Here is a 23,715-nt window from a genome sequence, read left to right on the forward strand (position 1 = left end):
ATGGAGGCCCGTACCTATTTTCCCCGTACATGCACTTCTAGGCACCTACCCACATACATTAAAAGGACCATGAACCCGTAGTTCTCGCTTGCAAATCGGTTTATTGTACCTGTGCGGGAGGTGTCGCCAAGGTGCCTGGAATCATAAGCACGATTGCGCTGCCGATCAAAGAACTGACGCTGCTGGTATCCTACGTAAGGAACAACGCTTTTCTCCAGCCTCTATCGGAGCAGGATGAGAGCAAATACTTAGGGATGATGGCAGAGGGGGACGCCAAGGCACGGAATTTGTTAATTGAGCATAATCTGCGGTTGGTTGCCCATATAGTGAAGAAATTCGACAACACCGGCGAAGACATGGAGGACCTGATCTCCATCGGAACGATTGGACTCATTAAAGCTATCGAAAGCTACCGTCCCAACAAAGGGACAAAGCTGGCCACTTTTGCTGCCCGTTGTATTGAAAACGAAATCCTGATGCATCTTCGTTCGCTGAAAAAGACCCGGAAAGACGTGTCCCTGCACGATCCGATTGGGACAGACAAGGAGGGCAACGAGATCACGCTGATCGATATCCTCGGCGGGTCTGAGGATGATGATGTCATTAAGGAAGTTGATCTGAAGATTGAGAAGAGCAAGATTTACCGTAACCTCGATATTCTCGATGAACGTGAGAAGGAAGTCGTGGTCGGGCGGTTTGGTTTAGATACTGGCGGGCAAGAACGGACGCAGCGGGAGATTGCGAAGGAGCTGGGGATTTCGCGGAGTTATGTTTCACGGATAGAGAAAAGGGCGCTCATGAAGCTGTATCATGAGTTTTATAAGGCGAAGCGTTGAAAGTTTAAAGATTAAACGAAGGTAATTCACACAGTAGAATGATCTCTAAACGACTTGTCTATGGATAAGTTGCTTTTGTTTAATCACAGACAATAATGCAAAGGGCAAGGAATACTAGACATCTTATTGTGCAGACGAATTTATACGAAGCGTTTCCTGAATATCCTTTTTTCATTAGCCAGCTCAGAAAATAATCAGATGGGGGCGTCCTTAAAAGGGCGCCCTTTTTAATATAGCATACGGACTGGATGGGCTAGTAATAAGAAGGACTTTTGCCCTCGATATCTTATGGATACTGGACACTTCCAGTCAAGCGGTTCGGGCTGCATAGAAATGATAAAAGACTCAGGTAATTGCTCTAACCGTTTGCCGTTCCACAATGGAGTGGGTACAGATTTGGCTCTTCGCAGGTTCCCCCGTTTCAATCATGCTGATCAGCTTCTCGGAAGCGATCATTCCAATGTCAGACAGCGGCTGGCGCACCGTAGTCAATGGCGGATTAACCATCCGGGCTAATCGGAGATCGTCGTATCCCATGATGGAGATATCCTCAGGCACATTCAGTCCATGTTTTGTAACGGTGGAAAGGGCACCGATTGCCATTTCGTCACTGGCAGCGAAGACAGCGGTAATCTCCGGCGTTTTCCGTAATATCGTTTCCATGGCTCTGCTGCCGCTCTCATATAGAAAATCACCATAAACGAGGTAACGGCTCTCAAAGGCAATGCCGTGTGCTTCCAGCGCTTTGCGGTATCCCTCGACTCTTGGAGTTCCGGCGATGGGATCGCCCTTGGTTCCGCTGATCATGGCGATCTTGCGGTGGCCTTTGGTGAGCAGATAATGGACAGCATCATAGGCTGCCTGGTAATCATCGACCTTCACATAAGGGACATTGGCAAAATCGGTTTGGGATGAGATTAGCACCACCGGGATTCTCATGCTTTCCAGCATGTCATAATACTCTTTCTTGAGCACTTCACTGGAGAAAATAATCCCGTCCACCTGTTTCTCGCGCAACAGCTGCAGATACTTCAGCGTACGTTTCCCGTCCTGATCAGTATTGCAGACCATTACACTATAATTGCGGTCATGGACGAATTCGTCGATTCCGTGGAGCAGATCGGAGGAGAAGGCACTCGACACATCAGGAAATAATACGCCGATGGTTTGGGTACGCTTGTTAATCAGTCCGCGGGCGATAGCGTTCGGCTGGTATTTAAGCTCTTTGATGGTCTGGTCGACCTTTTGCTTCGTTTTATCTGAATATCCGCCTAAGTTATGCAGAACCCGTGAGACGGTGGCAATGGACACATTCGCCTTTTGGGCAACATCTTTAATTGTGGGATTCATGTAATCTCCTACCTATCGCTTAGCAGTAAAGTAACATTCTCATTTGTTAGAAATTAAAACTTTAGGAAGTAAACGTTTACTGAAAATATAATTCCTAACAGATATTTTGTCAACCGGAACTAAAAATGGAGAAAGTAAGCATTGACAAGGAAAAATAAACAAGATAATTTTATGGTAAGCGTTTACGTAGTGAGAATTTAAGGTTATGAGCAATACAATACATAACTTAGATTTAAGTAAACGTACAAATTTGCACCAGGGATATTATCGGATGGGGAGGGGAATGTCCTACTAAAGGTATATTTTTGCCCACTTGAGTAAACGTTTACGTTGCGACAGCACCTTTTCCTGAAGCTATGTCTTTATGCAAGCCGCCATCCGTATTTCAGTCTTTATAGCATTGTGTATTCTCAAAAATGTGAGTATGAAGGAGAGGTCTTATGGTCAGGAAACAAGCAGTTCTTTATTTCAGTTTACTGTTATTGCTGGTTCAAACTTGTACAACAGGCTACGCCCGCAGCGGAACGGCTCAGGCGGAGCCAGCGGGTGCAGCGCATTCTAAAATACTAAAAATGGTGCCCTCAAAGGCACGATTCGCCCCGGGTGAAGCCGCAGAGCTGGTTTTGACCCTTGATCAATCTGCCGGTTGGAGTGGCAAGCTGCATCTGCAAATTTATCAGCTGAATACCCTGGTTGCCGAAGGCGACAAGGCGCTGACAGTTTTGCAGGAAGGAAGCAACAAGCTTGCCGTGGCCTGGACGCCCCCTGCTGAGGATTTCCGCGGCTATACGGCCAAAGCATGGATTGAGGGCGATGCGCCTACTGAGTATATGACCGCAGCGATCGATGTTTCGAGCGATTGGACGCGTTTCCCAAGATACGGATACGTAGCTGATTTTCCGCAGGAGACGGTGGAGGAAAGTGATTCCAAGCTCAAAGAATTGTCCCAGGACTACTACATTAATGCCTACCAGTTCTATGATTGGATGTGGCGGCATGATGTTTCGGTCTACTCCAAAACCGACGGGAATGGACAGCCGCTGAAGGATGCGGACGGCAATTTCATTGATGAAGACATAAATGCGGATACACACTACACAGATCTGCTGGGCCGTTCGCTGTATCCCCTGAGCGTTAAGCAGCAGGTAGAGGCTGCGCAGAAATACGGCTCTGCAGCCATGGCTTATCAAATGAATTATGCGGCGCGTGAGAACTATGAGGACTTCGGCGTTAGCCCCGAGTGGGGACTCTATAACAGTGCCCAGCTCGACAAGAGCAATCCACAAAAGGACCAGAACGGATATACCTTCGATGTGAACGGGAAGACGACATCCCTGTTCCTTCAAGACCCGGGCAGCAAGTTCTGGCAGGACTACATCACCAAGCAGTTTGACCGTTCCATTAATACCTTTGGGTTCAATGGCATCCACCTGGATCAATGGGGAGCCAATGACAACAATTTCTTATACGACTATAACGGTAACAAACGGTATTATTCCCTGGATTATGCCCAGCTGATTAATTCGGTCAAGGATTCTTTGCTCGCAAATAATCCAGGGAAGAGCAAGGTTACGTTCAATATGGTGGGAGGCAACGCTGAATACAGCGCTGTTCCAAGTCCGGGTACAAAAACCGATTTCGACTACAGTGAGATTTGGCAGGACCGCAACAATTACCGCGATATTCAAAAGGTCGTGGAAGCTACCCGGGAAAAAGACGGCGGCAAGGCAATGGTGATCGCCGGTTATATGAACTACAAAGAGGCTACAGGTCTGCCGACCAGAGGAGCGGAAGCGCAGGATGTTCCGGTAACGCTGGATTACCAGTCCCGGATTGCCAAAGCTTACGGCTGGGTGGGTAACTTTGGCCGCAAGGATACAGATGCGGTGACGTTTACGGTAAATGCGCCAGCAGACGGTATGTATACGCTTGCCCTGAATTATGGACAGGGCAATGGCTCCGGTTCTCCGGAAGGCAAGCTGATGGTTAACGGTGAAGTTGCCGCAGCGGCCATTTCCTTCGATGCCAAGACGGGGTGGGGCAATCCGACTGCACAGGCCAGGGTGGCAGCAGCGCTGAAGAAGGGCGAGAATTCAGTTAAAGTTACGCTGAATACTAACGACCTTTGGCTTAATCTGGCGGGCCTGGAGGTCCAAGGCCAAGGAATCAATGAACGCTACGAGGCGGTAGATGCCAAGCTGGATACCGTAATCGTGGATCAGTACAGCCATGTGTATTATTTTGATACCGCAGGCGATTACGTGAAGTTCCATGTGAACGTTCCCGCTGAAGGAGATTATCCGCTCGGATTCAGCTATGCTTCAGATTGGCAGGCAGTGAACCGTCACCTGCTCGTTAATGATGCGCCTCAAGGTGAGGTCTCATTCGCAGGTATAGGTACTTGGGATAAATTTTTAGAGCAAAATAATCTGGCAAAGGTTCATCTGAACGCAGGCGACAATACCATAACTCTTAAGGCACCTACAGATGATCTTGGTATCAAGCTCAAGTATATGACTGTCGGCGCGCAGAAATATTATGCACTGTATGCAGATGTACCACAGACCAACAGCATTAAATATAGCGAGAGCAAGACGGACAACTTCGGACAAGCCGGACAGACCGTCACTTACAATGTATATGCAGACCACGCGCTGGATGCAATTACGGTGCTATATCATGGTGACAACGACCCTGTGATGTCGGTACTGGTGGACGGGGAACCGGCTCCGCAGGCGCAGAATATCACGTTCCCTAAAACAGCCGGCGGCTGGGACGGCTCCATGCAGCCCCATGAATTGTCTATGCCTGTCAAAGGAGGACTCCATAAGATTACGCTGAAGATGGAATCAAGCGGACAATATACCAATGTGGGGGGGATTATTGCCGGAGGGTACGAATACAGCACTGGCGGCGCTGAAACGACTGAAGGGGTTGCACCTATAACCGGCTATGCCTCTGATTTCAATAATGTCAATGACCGGGTAGCCTTCACTGTGAGCGCGGCTCAGTCAGGCCTCTACGATCTCGGCTGGATTTATCAAAATGATGCCCAGGGGGCAGTGACCGTCAGCCGCAGTGTGTATATTGACAATGGCGCGGGCACTCCTGTAAGCTTTGCACCAACCGCTGGCTCCGGGTGGGGAGTAGCGGCAGTGAACGGCATCCAACTGGCGGAAGGCGCAAACCGCATTGTCATCAAAATGCCGGAGGGGCAGGACAGCGGGATCAAGCTGGATAAGCTGACCGTTACATTGTCCGGTGATTCGAACGCTGTAACCCGCAGCTATGAAGCCGAAAGTACCGAAACGGAGCCTCCTTTTTCGCTCTACAAGGATACCGTGCTGAATTTTGGCGAAGCGGGAGAGCAGGTGAGTTATCGGGTGAACATCCCTCAATCGGGTGAACAGAGTCTGATCTTCACCTATTCCAATGCAGGCGGCCTAACTACCCGTTCGGTCTACATTGACGGCGTGCGGGCCAAGGATGAACAGGGCAAGGATCTGAAGATTGGATTGGATGGTACAGAGAGCAGTGAGAAGTACAGCGGGGACGGATATGTGATTATTCCACACATGGAGGCGGGAACCCATACCGTTACATTGAAGATGGAAGCGGAAGATATTGCCGGAAGCGTCCGGTTGCGCGGTGTAACGGCTGGCTATTTCAACGAGCCGTCCTTGCGCCTGATGGATGCCGGGCTGGCATCGATGGGTGCAACCCATATTGAGCTGGGAACGGCCGAGAAGCAATCAGAAGGCCCGAATATGCTGGCCCATGAATACTATCCGAACCGCAGCAAGAAAATGCTGGAATCCACCAAGGACTCCATGCAGGAATACTATAAATTTAATGCTGCCTATGAAAACCTGCTGTTCGGCAGCAAGGCCGATGCATCCGCTGTAGTGTCCGTCGAAGCGGCTGGCGGCAATTTGGCAACAAGCAAAGACGGAACGGAGAATACGCTCTGGACAACGGTCAGAAAAAATGACGCGAATCCAGGCTTTGAGCGGTATGATGTGCTGCATCTGATCAACCTGCTAAGCAATGACGACAACTGGAGAAATGCAGCCAATGAGCCATTGGTCCTCCATTCTTTGAAAGTGTCATACGACGTCGGCATCACCGAGAACGAAGCGCCGGATCTGAAAGTCTATGCCGCTAGTCCTGACACCGGGCATGGTCTGTCACAAGAGCTGAAGTATACCTGGAACGGTGAACAATTGCAGATTGAACTGCCGTCACTGCAGTATTGGACGATGATTTATATCGACAAGGCACCGAAGACAGCAGCGGTTCAGCCGATCTTCCGTGCTGAAGAGCCCAACCTTCCAAGCCCGGCACCGACTGCAACCGCAGCTCCGACCCCGGCAGCTACTGCAGCCCCCGGAAGGACGGAAAACTCTGCAGGAAAGCCGTCGGCAACGCCCACACCTGAATTGGCGGAACGTGGTGCGCTCGTGTTGAAGGCGAAGGACTTAAGCAGAGCGGTCGACGGGACAATCACAATCGCAATTGATGAGGAGAAATACAACCGGATTTTGATTCCTGTCTTTGTTGCGGAAGGAATGCAGGGAAAGAACCTGCAGCTTCAAGGAAGTGATTTCACACTGGATTTCATCCATGACAATATCCTTCAGCTACTGGATGAGAACAAAGGGAAAGTAGCCGCCGGGTCACAAATTCAAATTACCTTCAATAAGATCGCGCCGAAGGACGCTTATCTTCCGGGTGTGAAGCCTTGGGTTCCTGCAGGAGCGGCCTATGATTTTGAATTCGGAGTAACGGCGGCAAACGAAGGATTATCCAGACTTGGTTCCTTTAGAAGCCCGGTTCAGCTCACCTTAAAGGTTGGTGAACAAGGAGATTTGAGTGAATTGCTGGGAATCTACTCTTTCAATGAGCTATGGAAGAAATGGGAATACATCGGCAGCAAAACAGACAGCGCCAAAGGGGCAGTTACAGCGGCGCTTAGTCACTTCAGCCGTTATACCGTGTTCGCTTACGACAAAACGTATGCTGATGTGCCTGCGGATCATTGGGCATACAAAGCCATCCATACACTGACGGCGAAGCATGTGATCAATGGAATGACAGAGAACACCTTCAATCCATCGTTGAAGGTCACACGCGCACAGTTTGCAGCCTTGTTGGCCAAAGCGCTTCAATTGAAGGGAGACGGTCCTGCTCCATTTACGGATGTAGCTGCGGGCAGCTGGTACGCAGGTGATGTGGCCGCAGCTTATCAGGCGGGCCTGGTTACCGGAAGAGGCGAAAAGCTGTTTGCGCCCAATGAAGCGATAACCCGGCAGGAGATGGCGGTGATGCTGGCTAAAGCATTCGAGAAAGTCGGCGGCCCCGGCTGGACAGAGGAGGCAGCGCCAGCATTCGTGGACCGCAAAGAAATTTCAGCCTGGGCACAGGCAGCTGTTCAGATTGTAAAATCAGCCGGTCTCATGAAAGGATACAGCAATGGGACCTTTGCACCCGGAGATAATGCTACCCGGGCAGAAGCGGCACTATCTATAGTAGATTTAATCCAATAGAACCAGTTATGACTTGTATCTCTTCTGTTTCTGTTTCTTGATAGGATACTAACCGATTAATAAGGGTGATTCTGGTGAATACAGAAGTCATCCGTTGCAGTTCAAGGGTCACTGAGGTGGCCCTTTCTTAAATAATAGGAATTTATATGTTTTGGGTCCCCGCAAAGTAATTGACTAATCCTCGAAGCTAAAGCCCCACTTTGTGGGGTTAATTTAGGTTATGTCACAGAAAGGATGCATTATGAAAAACAGAAAAAACTCGCTGGGTGTAAGGCTTATTCAACTGTTTGCTGCTATAACGATACCGCTTCTTTCCGTGCTGTTTGCAGGGGGATACTATGCCAAGGAAAATGTATTAGCTCAGGTATCCAGATCCTATCAGAATTTGGTCAACTCCAATTTGAAAATGATGGAGAGCAGTCTTGAGGATATTACGATTAATCTGGTGGATATTGTCGATCATGACGTGAATTTTCTCCAATTCAATACTCCGGGGCTGACAGACTCCGATTATTATTTTGCCCGTATGGGAATTATGCAAAGAAATCAAGCCTATCAGGCCTATTATCATAGCGTGGACATGTTTTATCTGTACTCCGGCGTCAACGATACGTTGACATTATCCAATGTATTAGGAACGACGGAGGATTATATGGATGAGGTACGGGCTTGGATCACGAACAGGGTCCACAATGAAGATCATTTAGAACCGCTCCAGTACAAGTGGACAATCGTTAAGATTGCAGGGGATTACTATTTAAACCGGACAGTCGGCAATAATCTGGGCAATCCCTCCTATATCGGTGCGCTTATCCGGATTGACTCCATGCGCTCACCGCTGGGCAATCTAAATCTGCAATCCGGCGGTGATGTTCTTATCGTAGATAATGAAGGGAATATCTTAACCAGTCCTTCGGAAACGATGGGCAGCGACTTCAAGCTGCCGCGTGAGAAGTTGAACCGCAATTCTTCGTTTTCTTTTAAGCATGGGGGCGTGAAATTGTTCGTGGTGTCCAGCCAATCAGCCACCCTGGGAATCAATCTTTCCGTGGTCATCCCCGATTCAGAGCTGCTGCAGGGATTGAATATTTTCCAGATGATTATTAATGTGCTTCCCTTTTTTATTCTGATCACTCTGCTGGTCTACTTATATTATTTCCGCCGTATGGTCATCCGTCCGATTCTGGATTTGCTGGGCGGTATCCACCGCATCAGAAAAGGGTCCATGGAAACCCAGCTTCCTTCTTCTAACCTGCTAGAGTTTCAGGCACTGAATCAGGCGTTCAATACTATGGTTGTAGAAATACAAAATTTGAAAATTGATGTATACGAGGAACGGCTAAATGCGCAAAAAGCAGAGATGAAGCATTTGCAGATGCAAATTAATCCTCACTTCTTTCTGAATACGCTCAATATCATTTTTCAGCTTGCCGACCTCAAGCGTTACGAATTAGTGAAAAAGACCGTGCGTCACCTGGTGCAGTATTTCCGCTTTATGCTTCAGGTCAAGGATAACAGCATTACTTTGGGACAAGAGATAGCGCATCTCAGCAATTATCTTGAAATTCAAAAGATGCGCTACCAGCAGTCCTTTGATTTTCAGATTACCATAGCCGAAGATCTTAGGAGCGCCTTTATACCGTCCTTGATTGTACAGCCCTTTGTAGAGAATGCCATGCTTCATGGCATAAGTTTGAAAGCAGAGAAGTTCTATTTGGAAATTTCGGCCGTCCGCTCTGAAGAAGAGAACGGTACCATGATCATTGAAATCTCGGATAACGGAAAAGGCAGCAGTGCCGAGAAACTGCAGGGTTTAAATTCACCTGATTACACGCCCGGAACTGAGGAAGGGCACATTGGCATCTGGAATGTAAAGCAAAGATTGGCTATGCGTTATGAGGGGAATGCCGGGATTTATTTCAGCGGGAATGAGCCGTCCGGATTCCGTGTACGGCTGATTCTGCCCATTGAATATACAGAAGGAGAACGATAAGCTATGCGGTTATTAATTGTAGATGATGAACAGTTTGCCGTAGAGGGGCTTCTCTACTGCTGCGACTGGAAGGCGTTTGGGATTGAAGAGGTCTTGACGGAAAACAGGGCAGACAGAGCCAGGGATATTGTAAATGATAAAAAAATAGATTTGCTGATTTGCGATATTGAAATGCCTGATGAAGACGGGCTTTCGCTGGTGGGCTGGGTGAGGGAGCACTCTCCCTGGACGGAGTCGATATTTCTGACCTGTCATTCCGAATTTTCCTATGCAAAAAAAGCCGTTAACCTCGGGAGTTTTGATTATCTGCTGAAGCCGGTTGACACGGATGAACTGCTGTCTGCGGTATCGGGCATGATTGCAGCCGTCCGCGAGAAGGAAGAATATGAGTCTTACAATAAAATGTACCATAAGTATTTAAATCTGTGGCAGCAAGAAAAGCCGATGCGGGTGGAACGTTTCTGGCAGGACTTATTGTCCCGCAGCATCCTGACTTTTGGGGATTTTTTTGAACGGGAGCTGGCCGGTGCGGGTGTGGGGCTGCATCCTGGCGATCTGGTGCTTCCCATTCTGATCAGCATTGAGGAGTGGAGTAAACCCTTAAGTCCGCGTGATCAGGAAATCATGGAATATGCCGTGAAGAAAGCGGCGGCGGAATTTTTTACAGAAGCGTACCAAGGGGAGGCAGTGACAGACAAAAACGGGGTTCTGTTCATTTTGCTGTACGCCAAAGGGACGGAGGGCGGACGGGCGGCTGAGAACCTTAGTATTCAGAAGCTCATTGCCACGGGTATACGTTTTATCAAGGCATGCCAGGAGTTGTTCTACAGCATAGCAACCTGCTATGTCGGATCATTCAAACCTCTTCAGGAGCTGCCGGTAATGTGCGAAAGTTTAAAGAGCATGGAACGTGACAATATCTCCCGGACCCAATCCGTGCTCTTATACTTGCCGCAAGACCATATGCTGCGCTCCCCTAATCCGGATGACATCCGGCTCGATGATCTAATCTCTTATATGCTAAACGGAGAGTGTGAGTCCGCTGTCCGTTTTATTCATAACCTGACAGAGCAATTGGAAGCCAATCCTTGCTTTCAGGGAAGAAATCTGGATGCCTTGCATCAGGATACCTTGCAGATTATATACCACTTCCTGCAGGTAAGAGGAATCAACGCAGGAAGCATTGCCCTGTTTACAGACTGGACAAACGCCCGTATACGGGGGCTGCTTCAATACAGGCATTGGGCAGAAGGGATCGTCTCAGCGGTCATGGAAGCGGAATTCGAGCGGCAGGAAAAGGGCGGGGTGATTGAGCGGTCCATCCGGTACATCCAGCAAAATGTAGAGGAAGAGATCTCCAGAGCGAGTGTCGCTGATTATGTGGGTTTGAACCCGGCCTATCTTTCCAGGCTGTTTAAAAAAGAGACGGGCCAAAACCTTATTGATTTCCTTATTTCGGTGAAGATGAACCGCACCCGCGAGCTTCTGGACACAACGGATATGTCGGTCAGCGCGATAGCGCAACAGGTAGGGTACAGTAATTTTTCGCATTTCACCAAAATGTTCCGTAAGCAGTTCGACGTGAATCCCCAGGAATACCGGAAGGTCACAAAACGATTAGACTGAGGTTATAAAAACGGCAGAGCAGCTGCAGGCAACTCCTTATAATGAAGCCATAACCCAATAAGAAGGTGTGGAACTATGGCTTCGGTAAAAGTAGCAATAACTCAACCCGGCATCTCGCGGCCGAATACAAAATGGAGAACCTTATGGAAGTACAGGGCATTAGTTGTTCTGGCATTGCCGGGAATCCTGCTGATGTTAATCAATAACTATCTGCCTATGTTTGGTATTTTTTTGGCCTTCAAGGACCTTAATTATACAGACGGAATATGGGGAAGCAAATGGAACGGACTGGACAACTTTAAGTTTTTGTTTGCTTCAAACGACGCTTGGCTGATCATAAGGAATACACTGTTGTACAACATCAGCTTTTTGCTTATCAATACGATATTGGCAGTGCTGCTGGCACTTCTCCTCAACGAGGTCAAGAATAAATTTGCCTCCAAATTCTTTCAGAGCACAGTGATCCTGCCTAACTTTATTTCTATGGTCATTGTCGGCTACATCGTTTATGGATTTTTAAATCCGGAACTGGGGTTTATCAATAAATTTATTCTGGAGCCCTTCGGTATTGATCCTAGAAACTGGTATGCGGAAGCGCAGCATTGGCCTTATATTCTGACCATTGTCAACACCTGGAAGGGTGTGGGCTACTCGGCCGTCGTTTATCTGGCAGCCATTGTCGGGATAGACTCTGAATATTATGAAGCAGCCGTCATTGATGGGGCCAGCCGCTGGAAGCAAATGACGAAAATTACGATTCCGCTGATTGCTCCGATTATTATCATTATGACCTTGCTGGCGATTGGCCGGATTTTCAATGCCGACTTCGGTCTGTTCTATCAGGCAACCATGGCATCCGGAATGATCAAGGATACTACTGATGTTATTGATACCTATGTATACAGGGCGTTAATGGTTACCGGCGATACGGGACTCGCCTCCTCGGCAGGGCTGCTGCAATCAGTTGTCGGCTTTACACTTGTCATTACCGTCAACCTGATTGTCCGTAAATTCAGCAAAGAAAATGCTTTGTTCTAAAAGGAGAAAACCATGGAGAAAAAACGAACTAATCCCTTTATCATTATTTTCCTGTCTTTGTTTAGCCTGGCCTGCCTGATCCCGTTCTGGCTTGTGTTCATGATATCGGTCGCCGATGAAGACTGGGTAACTGCTAATGGTTACAGCTTCTGGCCCGGAAAATTCAGTCTTGTCGCTTATCGGTATTTGTTTGAGGATGCCGAGAAAATATTGCGGGCCTATGGTGTTTCTGCCTCGGTAACGATGATTGGTGTGGTCGTCAGCTTGTTCGTGACTTCCGCAATGGCCTATGCCTTGTCGCGCAAAGAGTTTCCGCTAAGAGGTGCGCTGAGCATTTTCATCTTGATCACGATGTTGTTCTCGGGAGGCTTGCTGCCCTGGTATCTTGTCTACACCCGGTTCCTGCATGTTCAGGATACGTTGATGGCCCTTATCATTCCGGGTCTGATCGGCGGCTTCAACGTTATCATCATGCGGACATTCTTCACGAACAGTATACCGCCTTCACTGATTGATTCTTCCCAAATAGATGGGGCGGGAGAATTCCGTACCTACTTTAGCATTATTTTGCCCCTGTCCCTTCCTGTCATGGCTACGATCGGACTGTTCACCACGGTTTCCTACTGGAACGACTGGTTTACAAGCCTCGTCTTCATCCAGAATGAGAAGCTGTTCTCGCTGCAATACCTATTGACCAAAACCTTAATGAACGCTTCGTTCCTGCAGACGATCGCCAATAAGGCTTATAGTTCAACCGCACAGGTCACAACGCCGCTGGAATCCATTCGGATGGCGATGGCGATGATTGCAATCGGACCGCTGGTGCTGGTATTCCCTTTCCTGCAGAAGTATTTTGTAAAAGGTCTAACCGTAGGTGCTGTGAAAGGCTGATCCCGGCGTAACGCCGGATTAGTATACAAGTAAAGAATTTAAGGTAACAAACAGAAGTATTCCAGGGAGGTCTACTATTTATGAAGTGGTCAAAAAAGAGTTCTGCAGTGCTGGCATCGTTGATGTTGACTTCAGTCGTAGCGGCTGGTTGCGGCGGCGGGAACAATGCAGCGAATTCACCGGCGGGTTCAGCTCAGCCGGACGGGGCTGCCAGCTCGGCGCTGAAGCCTTATGAAGTCGTAATGGTGTTCCCCGATGCGCCGCAAAAAGACAATGAATTGGTTCAGAATACGATGAATGATTATCTGAAGAAGACTTATCCGGACCTTAACATGACTGTTAAGCTGAATCCCATTGACTGGGGGGCCTGGAGCGATAAAACGAACCTGATGATGGCTTCCGGCGACAAAATGGATTTGCTGTTTACGGCGGATTGGCTGGGCTTCCAGCAGCAGGTTACCAAAGGCGGGCTGCTGCCGCTAGATGATCTGCTCGCCAAGTACGGTCCTGATATCGAAGCGGTAGAGAAGGATTATCACGAGCCGGCTAAACGCGACGGCAAGCTGTATGGTATCCATACCCACCAAGAACTGGGCGGCACTCAGGGCGTTTATTTGAACAAAGAACTTGTGGATAAATATAAGTTTGATCTGACTGCACTGAAGTCGGGTAAAGTCGAGGAACTGGAGCCTATGCTCCAAACCATCAAGGAGAACGAACCGGGTATTACGCCTTTAGTGGCACCTAGCTTTCCGCTCGAGGCTTACTATTCATCTACGAATCTGGACTCTATTGTAAGCATCGCTGCCATCAATACCGTAGGAACGGCTGCTGATGATTATACAGTAATCAATTCATTCACTACTCCGCGGTATATGGAGCTGGCCAAGCTGACCAACAAGTGGTACAAGGCAGGATATATCAACAAGGATGCACTGACACCCGGTTTAGATGCCTGGAAGAAAATGCTGGCCGGCAAAGGGTTCGCCTTTGTGGGGGATATGGATATTCTGGCGGATATGGAAATCGGCAAAGCAGCTATTTCGCCGAATGGTTCGATTAAAGCGGGCCGTGAAATGCTGCAGATTCCGCTTAATATTGACCGTTTGCAGACCGGAAAGATGACAGCAACCATGTATGCGATTTCAAAAAGCTCGGAAGATCCAGAACGTGCCATGATGCTGCTTAACCTCTTTTATAAAGACAAGGAATTGCTGACCCTCTTTAATTTCGGAATTGAAGGCAAACATTATGTGCTTAAAGATGGTCAAATTGCCCTGCCGGAAGGCCAAACTACGGATAGCGTCGGCTATTATCATGATAATATGTGGCAACTCGGCAATCAAATGCTTAACTACACCCGGGTGGGAGAAGATCCGAATAAATACCAGAATTATGAGAAATTCAATGAACAGATCTCTTCGAACCCTTCCCGGATCTTTGGATTTGTATTTGATCCGGAGCCTGTAAAGAATGAATTGATCTCCATCGACAATGCCAATAAAACGTTTGTTGACGGGCTGAAGTCCGGTCAATTGGATCCGGAAGAGGTTGTTCCTAAGATGCTGGAGAAACAAAAAGCAGCGGGAGCCGACAAAGTAATCGCTGAAGCGCAAAAACAGCTTGATGCCTGGCTTAAAGCAAACGGCAAGAAATAAGCGGAGCTTCATCACTGATCTCATTGGTTAAGCTAATCTGTCAGATAAAGGGGCATAAACCTTCGGTTATGTCCCCTTTACATTGTAAAAGATCATACATCCGAAGTGGAGTGGAGCATTCACATGGAAAATTCAATGCTGGCCTATATAGATATGTATCCCGATCAAGCCCAGTACAAATCCGGCCAAACGGGCAACCTTATAGTCGAACTGGAGACCCGAGAGGATAAGATGCTGGAGCTCGTTGCCAAGTTCTACAAGTTAGAACAGCAGGTTGCCGAAGAAACAGTTAGAATCAGTACGGAACAAGGATTGAGACAAACGGTGCGCATTCCCTTGTTCACAGAAGATACAGAGTGGGCCGGTTACGGGGTCCAGGCTACCGTTTTTTGCGATAAAGTTGCCGTGTCAACTGCCTATACTTCGTACGATATTGCCGATCATTGGAGCCGGGCGCCCCGGTATGGCTTTTTAAGCGATTTTCGGACGGATGAATCCGGAGATTTCCGTGACGTTGAAAGTATGAACAAATTCCACCTGAATGTCATACAGTTCTATGATTGGATGTATCGCCATGATGATCTTGTTCCCCGTCAGGACGAATTTGTCGATCCGATGGGCCGGACCATGTCCTATAAAGTGATCCGTGAAAAAGTGGCAGCCTTGCACGATAAAGGGATGGCAGCCATGGCTTATGGGGCAGTGTACACGGGTCTTAAGGATTTTTTACAGGCACATCCGGAATGGGGACTTTATGACCGCAAGGGTGAGCCGTTTCAATTAATCGACTTGTTCTATATTATGGACATCACACCCGACTCCCCTTGGACCGATCATATTGTTGAACAGTTCCGTCAGGCCGTAAGGGCCGGATTCGACGGGATTCATATGGATCAATACGGCTTTCCCAAGAAAGCAATGCGCCGGATCGAAGGCAAAGAAGAAGTGGTCGATCTGGCGGAATGTTATCCGCCGCTGATTGACCGGACCCAGGCGGCAGTGAAGGAAATCAAGGCAGAGGCAGGGGTTATCTTCAATAATGTGGGCAACTACCCTATAAGCAAGACTGCTTCTTCGGATCAGGAGGCGCTTTATATTGAAGTGTGGCCGCCTGTCGTCCGGTTGCGTGAGCTGAAGGGACTTATTGATAATGCGCGTTCACTTAGCCCGGACAAGCCGGTTATCCTGTCCGCGTATCTCCCCTCCTTCTACCCGGAAGCCGGGCATGACAAGGAATGGGCCGAGAACGGGGCGCTGCTGACCATGGCCTCCATATTTGCCAGCGGCGGGTATCACCTCTTATTAGGTGAGGACCATGGAATGCTGACCATGCCGTACTATCCCGATTATGCGGTGATGCGGCCTGAATTTGCCGTTGAAGTCAGACGTTACTACGATTTCATTGTGCGGTTTGGTACGCTGATACACGACACGCAGCTGGAAGATGTATCTTATACCTATACAGCAGGAGTTAATACCGAGATTACCTTCGAAGGCAAGGTGCCTTTTGCGCCGAACGGAGATATTAATTCCGTGTGGACCATCATCAAGCGGATGCCGGGCTATCAGATCCTGCAACTCATTAACCTTGCCGGGCTTGAGGATGATTATTGGGAGCATGGCAAGAAACAGCGGCCTGAGCCCCAAACCGGAGTGGTGTGCAATTTGCTGATTGAACAGCCGCTGGAGTGCATTTACACGGCAAGCCCGGATGATCTTAACCAGGAAGTCTGTTTCCTGGATTACGAAATTGTTCCCCATGGGCAAGGACTGGCGGCCAGATTTACTCTCCCTTCCTTAAAAATTTGGTCCATGATCGTAGTAAAATACTGCTTATAGGAGTGAATGATTTGAATAGTACGAAATGGTGGCAGACAGCGGTTATTTACCAGATTTATCCTAGGAGTTTTCAAGACAGCGACGGGGACGGGATTGGCGATCTCCGGGGAATTATCAACCGGCTTGACTATTTGGAGCAGCTTGGAATCACGGCAATCTGGCTTAGTCCTGTATACAATTCACCCAATGACGACAATGGCTATGACATCAGTGACTATCAGGATATTATGGCCGAATTCGGCACGATGGCGGACATGGAGGAATTAATCGAAAGTGCCAAGCTCCGTAACATCCGGATCATCATGGATCTGGTTGTCAACCATACCTCAGATGAACATCCATGGTTCATTGAAGCCCGCAAGGGAAAAGACAATCCGTACCGGGACTATTATATCTGGCGTGACCCTGTAAACGGCGGGGTTCCCAACTCTCTGCGTTCAACATTCAGCGGATCGGCCTGGGAGCTTGACGAAGCGAGCGGCCAGTACTTTCTGCACTTGTTCAGCCGCAGACAGCCGGATCTGAACTGGGAGAACGAGAAGGTCCGTCAAGAGGTATGGGATATGATGAATTTCTGGCTCGATAAAGGCATCGGCGGTTTCCGCATGGACGTGATTGATCTGGTCGGCAAAATACCGGATCAGGAGATCACAGGAAATGGCCCGAAGCTTCATGAATATCTGCAGGATATGAACCGGGAGACGTTCGGTAAGCATGATGTTCTGACCGTAGGAGAGACTTGGGGAGCGACTCCCGAAGTGGCCAAGCTCTATTCCAATCCCGACCGGGGTGAGCTGTCAATGGTATTCCAGTTTGAACATATCGGTCTGGATCAGCAGGACGGGGGAGAAAAGTGGGATTTGAAGCCCCTGAATGTAAGCGAATTGAAGCAGGTGCTGGCGAAATGGCAGACCGAGCTGGGGAACGAAGGCTGGAATAGTCTCTTCTGGAACAATCACGATTTGCCGAGAATTGTATCCCGTTGGGGGGATGACAAGCAATACCGTGTGGAGAGTGCCAAAATGTTCGCCATTCTTCTGCATTTGATGAAGGGCACGCCTTACATTTATCAAGGCGAAGAACTCGGGATGACCAATTATCCGATTCAGGATATCAGCGAAGCACAGGATATTGAGAGCATCAATATGTATCATGAACGGCTTGCAGAAGGGTATGCCAGGGAGGATATTATTCATTCCATCAATACCAAGGGAAGGGATAATGCCCGGACCCCGATTCAGTGGAATGCCAACGCTAACGGAGGATTTACAACCGGTGAGCCGTGGCTGCATGTAAATCCAAATTATACGGAAATTAATATGGAAGCCAATCTGGAAGATCCCGATTCGGTGTTCTACTGCTACCGTAAGCTGATTGAGCTGCGGAAGAACAACCCGATTGTTGTATGGGGCGATTTTGAACTGGTGACAGGCGTGCGTGATCAGGTGTTCATGTACTTCCGCCGCTATGAGGGACAGACCTGGCTGGTTACAGCCAATTTCAGCGGGGAAGAGGTTCCGCTGGAATTGCCGGAGATAGGGCCAGCCGGTGAGTTTATCATTGGCAACTATTCCAGAAATGACGTGGACTTTAAGGAGATACAATTACAGCCGTACGAAGCATTTGCCGTTAAAGTAATCTAGGTCTTACCCCCAGCCGGGGCAACATCGGGTACACCTGATGCTGCCCCGGTTTTTGAGTGCGCCCGGCATGGGCGATAACTTGGCGGTGAAAGTCCGCTACAGGCTTGGCAGTAGGAACTGTTAGCTGAAGGCAAGGGTGTCCACCGCGAGGTGGAATCTGAAGGAAGCCGGAGGCAAACCCTCGGTCTGACGAACAGGAATCACATAGAAGGCATGCTGGGACGGACGAGCTTGCTCAACAAAGCGAAGTCCAATACTGCCCAAATCCCAGGATGTAAATGTGGCAGATGGATGAGGGGAAAGTTATCGCTCTTACCCGGGGAGATCTCACAGACGCCCAGTAGGAAAAAAATCCAAAAGACGGAGTAAAGCTTGCTGTGAGAAGTCAGCAGAGGCCATAGTAACGGAAAGTTTTTTTTTCGGGAAGGGCCGAACAATCGTAAGTCTCGAGTACATACCGGAAGGAGAGTCGGCGCGATGAAAGCAGAATACCGAAAGGGCTGCCTGCAAAGGGATAGCGTGGAACGCGAACAGTATACGGGAGCGCGGAGCGTCGGCATTCGGGAACGTAGAGAAAGAGGCGGTGCAACGGACTTGCTGGAGCAGATTCTGGACAGAGACAATCTGAACAGAGCTTACAAGCAAGTCAAACGCAACCATGGAGCGCCAGGAATCGACGGAATGACCGTAGAAGATGCACTGCCATGGTTGCAGGAACATAGAGATGAGCTGTTGCAAAGCATCCGGGAAGCAAGGTACAAGCCAAGCCCGGTACGTCGCAAGGAAATCCCCAAACCCGATGGAAGCGGAGTGCGGAAGCTGGGAATCCCCACAGTCGTGGACCGAGTAATCCAGCAAGCTATAGCACAGCAGCTGCACCCCTTGTTTGAGCCGCTCTTTTCGGAGGGAAGCTACGGCTACCGCCCAGGGCGGAGTGCGCAGCAAGCCATCCGAAAAGTGAAAGATGATGCGGGACAAGGCTACGGCTATGCGGTAGAAATCGACCTCTCCAAATACTTCGATACGCTGAACCATGAGCTGCTGATGGATCTTTTGCGCAAGCAAATCCAGGACAAGCGTGTAACCGATCTAATTAAGAAATATCTGAAAAGCGGGGTTATGGAGAACGGGGTACACTGCAAAACGGAGGAAGGCTCTCCACAGGGAGGCCCTTTATCTCCACTGCTCGCGAACATCTATCTGAACGAATTCGACCAGGAGATGAGAAACCGGGGAGTGAACGTCATCCGATATGCGGATGACATCGTGGTGCTCGCCAAAAGTAAACGGGCAGCGACGCGTCTTCTGGGGTCCTGCAGAAAGTACCTGGAGGACAAATTGAAACTCCAAATCCATACGCAGAAAAGCAAGGTAGTCAGCGTAGTGGCCCGGAAGCACTTCAAATTCCTTGGATTTGCCTTGGGAAAGAACAGAAGTGGCGTGTATATTCGCGTCCACGGGCAATCCCTCGCAAAAGCAAAGAAGAGGCTAAAGGAACTCACGAGTCGCAGTCAGGGCAGGAATGTTCGAGAAGTCATGGAGAAGGTGAAAATCTACATTCGCGGATGGATCGGTTACTACTATGTAGCCGACATGAAACGGATATTGCAAAGCTGGAGCGAATGGCTGCGAAGACGACTTCGAATGTACATCTGGAAACAATGGAAGAAGCCGAGAACAAAGGTACAAAACCTGCGCAAGCTGGGGATACCGGAGTGGCAGGCTTACCAATGGGGAAACTCTCGTCTGGGGTACTGGCGTATCGCTGGAAGCCCGGTGCTGTCTCGTTCCATAACAAACGAAAAGCTCGCACAGGCAGGATGTTATGACTTTCCTGCGCAGTACGAGCGACTACGTCAATTGCACTTATGCGGTTGAACCGCCGTATACCGAACGGTACGTACGGTGGTGTGAGAGGTCGGCTACTCACAAATGAGTAGCCTCCTACTCGATTAGGTGTGGCTGCTCTCCAATACTTGTACTGCCGGCTTACAGCTTCCGGTTAGAGCTTGAATGATCAAGCTTCCCCTGTTCCCGCACCTCTCTGTAATACTCGGAAGGTGTAACTCCAACGTACTTTTTGAACACTTTGCTGAAATAAAAGGGATCATCTAATCCGGTCAAATAGCCGATTTCGCCGAACGGCAGGTGCGTGGCTTCAATCAGCTCCTTCGCATGGTTGATCCGCACCCGGTTGACATAGCGCATGATACTCTCGCCGGTCAGCTTGGTGAAGATACGGTTCATGTAATCGTAGTTGCAGTCAAATTCCTGCGCGATCCCGCTCCCTGTAATTTTGTCCGTGTAGTGCTCGTGAATGTACTCCAGCAGGGTATGGACTTTGATCAGGGGTTTGGTACTGCTGCCTTCATGCTCTTGAAGTGCTGCAATGAAATGCTCCCGGGATACTTCAATGAGCCATTCCATAAATTTCAGGGCGGTTAGCCCGCGGTTGAAGTATTTTCTTCTATATAACTGAAGCATTTCATTCATTGCCTGAAAGGAGAGAGACAGAACTTTTTTGGACAAAACGTAATGCTTGGGAAAGTGGCAGCTTGAGCTGCCCCCTTCGGCTTGCTGTGTCTCTTCCTCCAGAATGAAGCGCCTGGCCATCGTGAGCATATCTTCCACCTGAACGAAGTTTATATCCGGATGTTCAAAATGAATATAGTAGTAATCGCAGACATGCTTTTTCGTTCCTGCATGCTCCAGATTAGGCTCCAGAATAAGGATATCTCCCTTTTTTAGTATATAGTGCGTTCCATTCTCCGTAAGGTGGAGTTCTCCGCTTTTGATGAAATACAGAACATACTCGTTGGTAGTTCTTGTAAAATGTACCCAGGGCTGCTTATAAGAAACGAATCCCATAAGTTTAATTCTCGGCAGCATCTCGATGTTAACAGCAAACAAATTATTCGCCTCCTTAAGGCTATTGAAAAGTAGCTTTTGTACAAAAAGGGTATGTTTCCGCCATGTTCGTTTATTCTAGCACAAACTATACTTTAGCTGTAATACAAACGATGTGGATAAGGGGCAGGGTGATGCGGTTGGCTAAACTGAAAGTCGGTGTAATTGGTCTTGGTGGAATATCAGACATGCATATTTCGGGACTTTTGGCGAATGAAGAAGCGGTCTTATGGTCGGTTTGTGATTGCAAGGAAGAGGTGCTGGCGAGAAGGGGAGAACAATATAATATCCCGGAAGCACGAAGATACTTAAATTACACAGAAATGCTGGCAGACCCTGAGCTTGAGGCTGTAAGTATCGGGACGCCGAATTATAACCATTTCGAAATTGCCTGTGAGGCAATCAAGCATCAGAAGCCGTTTGCCCTGGAAAAGCCGGTGACACTTGGTGCCCAGGAAGCCGCCGCATTGCGGGATCTGGTAACGGAGGCTCACCTACCGCATATGATCTGTTTCAGTTACCGGTACAAATCGGCAGTAAGATTTGCCAAATGGTTAATCAATCAGGGCAAATTAGGGGAAGTCAAGCATGTTTACGGCCAGTATTTGCAGGGCTGGGGGCTGGACGGGCAGCTTCCGCTGGTCTGGAGATTCCGCAAGGAGCTGTCCGGCTCAGGCGTTCTTGGAGATTTAGGTTCGCATTTGCTCGATCTGCAGCGTTTTCTTGTAGGCAATGTAGAACGGGTGATAGCCGATGCCGACACGATTATCAGGAAGCGCACGCTGCTTGAAGGCGATGGAGAAGGCAAGGGTGAGGTAGATGTGGATGATTTCTGTCATGTGCTGGCCCGGCTTGAGGGGGGCGCATCATCCACGATGGCCATTTCGAGATTCGCCTTCGGCCGGGGCAACTTTCAGCAGCTGGAAATCTTCGGGGACCGCGGGGCGGTTCTGTATAACCTGGAAGAAGAGGATGTCCTATATGTTAAGTTGTCCGAAGATGGCGACGAGGTCTTCAGAAAAGTGGATATTCCCGAAGAATTTCAAGTGGATCAAATGGCCGCTTTTGTGAATCTGGTAAACGGCCAGGGTGACGGATGCGACGCTACTATGGAAGACGGTTACATCAACCAGCATGCCATTGATTCCATTCTAGTCTCACTGACAGAACAACGCTGGATTTCAATATAACAGGGAGGGCATATCATGCCTACAATCAAAATCACAGTCTGGAACGAGTACCGTCACGAAAGACTCAATGAGGAAGTACAGGCGATATATCCCGAGGGTATTCATGCGGCGCTTGCCAGCTACTTGAACACGCAGGAAGATATGGAAGCAAGAACGGCGGTTCTGGATGAACCGGAACACGGATTGACCGCTGAAGTGCTGGAGCAGACGGATGTGCTGCTCTGGTGGGGGCATCTGGCCCATGACGAAGTTAGTGATGAAGTTGTCAAAAAGGTCCGGCAACGGGTGCTGGACGGCATGGGATTGATCGTGCTTCACTCCGGACATAATTCGAAGATATTCCATGCTTTAATGGGGACTAATACCGGCGCCTTGAAATGGCGTGACGACGGCGAGAAGGAGCGGATCTGGGTGATAGAGCCGGGTCATCCGATTGCCCAGGGCCTCGGACAGTATGTTGAAATTCCGAAGGAAGAAATGTACGGGGAACGCTTTGAGATTCCGGCGCCGGATGAGCTTATATTCATTTCCTGGTTCGAAGGCGGAGAAGTGTTCCGCAGCGGCTGCTGCTATAAGCGCGGACAAGGCAATATCTTTTACTTTAGACCCGGGCATGAGACTTTCCCGGTCTATCATCAGCCTGAGGTGCTTCAGGTTATCAGTAACAGTGTTCGGTGGGCGGCAAAAAGCGGGCACATCCAAGTCTCTTACGGGCGTGTAGCGCCGCTGGAACTTATTCGCTGATAAAAATCGGCGTAATTCAGAGAAGTTGGCGATGATGAAAAGTCGTTCATGGGAATTATTCGATGAACGGCTTTTTGCTGTTCAATCCAAATGCAGCGGGAATGTGAGAGCAGCGGATATCCTATCCTGCTGTGTTCTCCGCGTCACAGAGGGAAAGGCGAGGGCTGGGCGGAGCGAAACCGCCGTTGCTGGTCAATTGGTTAAACGCCATTCCCGATCTGTACGAATCGGGAACGATCGTAATTGGTTTATTTTTTTTGACATCGTTTCGTGGTGTCCACAACCTCAAGACGTTTGGACGAGCAGGGTGGGCGGGGACTCATCATTGTGGCCAGTATTCAAGATTTGTCGGAAATAACGGCGGCAGGAAGAGCATGATTCGAAATCTGACTGTAGACACGCTTGGCATTAGCGTTAACATTGACCCTGATGCTTTGATTTTTTAGTCAGAAAA

Annotated in this window: 14 protein-coding genes; 12 read left to right on the plus strand and 2 right to left on the minus strand. The window is 48.9% G+C overall.

The window, feature by feature from the left end; genetic code table 11:
* Positions 1-131: 131 nt before the first annotated feature.
* Entirely contained in the window at positions 132-836 is a 705-nt protein-coding gene (gene sigK / locus R50912_RS07130) for an RNA polymerase sporulation sigma factor SigK (protein WP_042233500.1), read from the plus strand.
* Between the two features lie 345 nt (positions 837-1,181).
* On the opposite strand, the gene R50912_RS07135 is transcribed toward sigK, so the two are convergent.
* Positions 1,182-2,186 (minus strand): LacI family DNA-binding transcriptional regulator, encoded by a 1,005-nt coding sequence (locus R50912_RS07135; RefSeq protein WP_042233502.1) that lies wholly within the window; start codon positions 2,184-2,186, stop codon positions 1,182-1,184.
* Between the two features lie 440 nt (positions 2,187-2,626).
* Here R50912_RS07135 and R50912_RS07140 point away from each other — a divergent pair, with 440 nt between their 5' ends.
* The 9 genes from R50912_RS07140 to ltrA all read left to right on the plus strand — a co-directional run bounded on the left by R50912_RS07140 (position 2,627) and on the right by ltrA (position 20,298).
* On the plus strand, positions 2,627-7,732 hold the full coding sequence (locus R50912_RS07140; RefSeq protein ID WP_042233504.1) for a glycoside hydrolase family 66 protein: 5,106 nt from the start codon (positions 2,627-2,629) through the stop codon (positions 7,730-7,732).
* Positions 7,733-7,973: 241 nt separating this feature from the next.
* Positions 7,974-9,725: a sensor histidine kinase gene (locus R50912_RS07145; protein WP_042233506.1), complete on the plus strand. Its 1,752-nt coding sequence runs from the start codon at positions 7,974-7,976 to the stop codon at positions 9,723-9,725.
* A gap of 3 nt (positions 9,726-9,728) precedes the next feature.
* Positions 9,729-11,351: a helix-turn-helix domain-containing protein gene (locus R50912_RS07150; RefSeq protein WP_042233508.1), complete on the plus strand. Its 1,623-nt coding sequence runs from the start codon at positions 9,729-9,731 to the stop codon at positions 11,349-11,351.
* 75 nt (positions 11,352-11,426) lie between these two features.
* Complete coding sequence (locus tag R50912_RS07155; protein WP_042233510.1) at positions 11,427-12,389, plus strand: ABC transporter permease; 963 nt, start codon at positions 11,427-11,429, stop codon at positions 12,387-12,389.
* 12 nt (positions 12,390-12,401) lie between these two features.
* Entirely contained in the window at positions 12,402-13,280 is an 879-nt protein-coding gene (locus R50912_RS07160) for a carbohydrate ABC transporter permease (RefSeq protein WP_042233511.1), read from the plus strand.
* Positions 13,281-13,360: 80 nt separating this feature from the next.
* Entirely contained in the window at positions 13,361-14,938 is a 1,578-nt protein-coding gene (locus tag R50912_RS07165; protein ID WP_042233513.1) for an ABC transporter substrate-binding protein, read from the plus strand.
* Positions 14,939-15,061: 123 nt separating this feature from the next.
* The gene (locus R50912_RS07170) at positions 15,062-16,777 is read left to right on the plus strand and encodes a glycoside hydrolase family 66 protein (RefSeq protein ID WP_052416074.1); all 1,716 of its coding nucleotides are present in this window, start codon (positions 15,062-15,064) and stop codon (positions 16,775-16,777) included.
* An 11-nt stretch (positions 16,778-16,788) separates the two neighbouring features.
* Complete coding sequence (locus tag R50912_RS07175; protein ID WP_042233515.1) at positions 16,789-18,420, plus strand: glycoside hydrolase family 13 protein; 1,632 nt, start codon at positions 16,789-16,791, stop codon at positions 18,418-18,420.
* A 477-nt stretch (positions 18,421-18,897) separates the two neighbouring features.
* Positions 18,898-20,298: a group II intron reverse transcriptase/maturase gene (gene ltrA, locus R50912_RS07180; RefSeq protein ID WP_042233517.1), complete on the plus strand. Its 1,401-nt coding sequence runs from the start codon at positions 18,898-18,900 to the stop codon at positions 20,296-20,298.
* Between the two features lie 111 nt (positions 20,299-20,409).
* Here ltrA and R50912_RS07185 read toward each other — a convergent pair whose 3' ends face one another.
* Positions 20,410-21,330, minus strand: a complete 921-nt coding sequence (locus tag R50912_RS07185) for an AraC family transcriptional regulator (protein ID WP_042233518.1) — start codon at positions 21,328-21,330, stop codon at positions 20,410-20,412.
* A 131-nt stretch (positions 21,331-21,461) separates the two neighbouring features.
* Here R50912_RS07185 and R50912_RS07190 point away from each other — a divergent pair, with 131 nt between their 5' ends.
* Together R50912_RS07190 and R50912_RS07195 are read left to right on the plus strand one after the other, a co-directional pair.
* A complete protein-coding gene (locus R50912_RS07190) occupies positions 21,462-22,517 on the plus strand; it encodes a Gfo/Idh/MocA family protein (RefSeq protein ID WP_231637798.1) in 1,056 nt (351 codons plus the stop codon).
* 15 nt (positions 22,518-22,532) lie between these two features.
* Positions 22,533-23,261: a ThuA domain-containing protein gene (locus tag R50912_RS07195; protein WP_042233522.1), complete on the plus strand. Its 729-nt coding sequence runs from the start codon at positions 22,533-22,535 to the stop codon at positions 23,259-23,261.
* Positions 23,262-23,715 lie beyond the last annotated feature (454 nt).

Origin of the sequence: Paenibacillus sp. FSL R5-0912 (assembly GCF_000758605.1) — a bacterium.
Lineage (GTDB): Bacteria > Bacillota > Bacilli > Paenibacillales > Paenibacillaceae > Paenibacillus_AQ.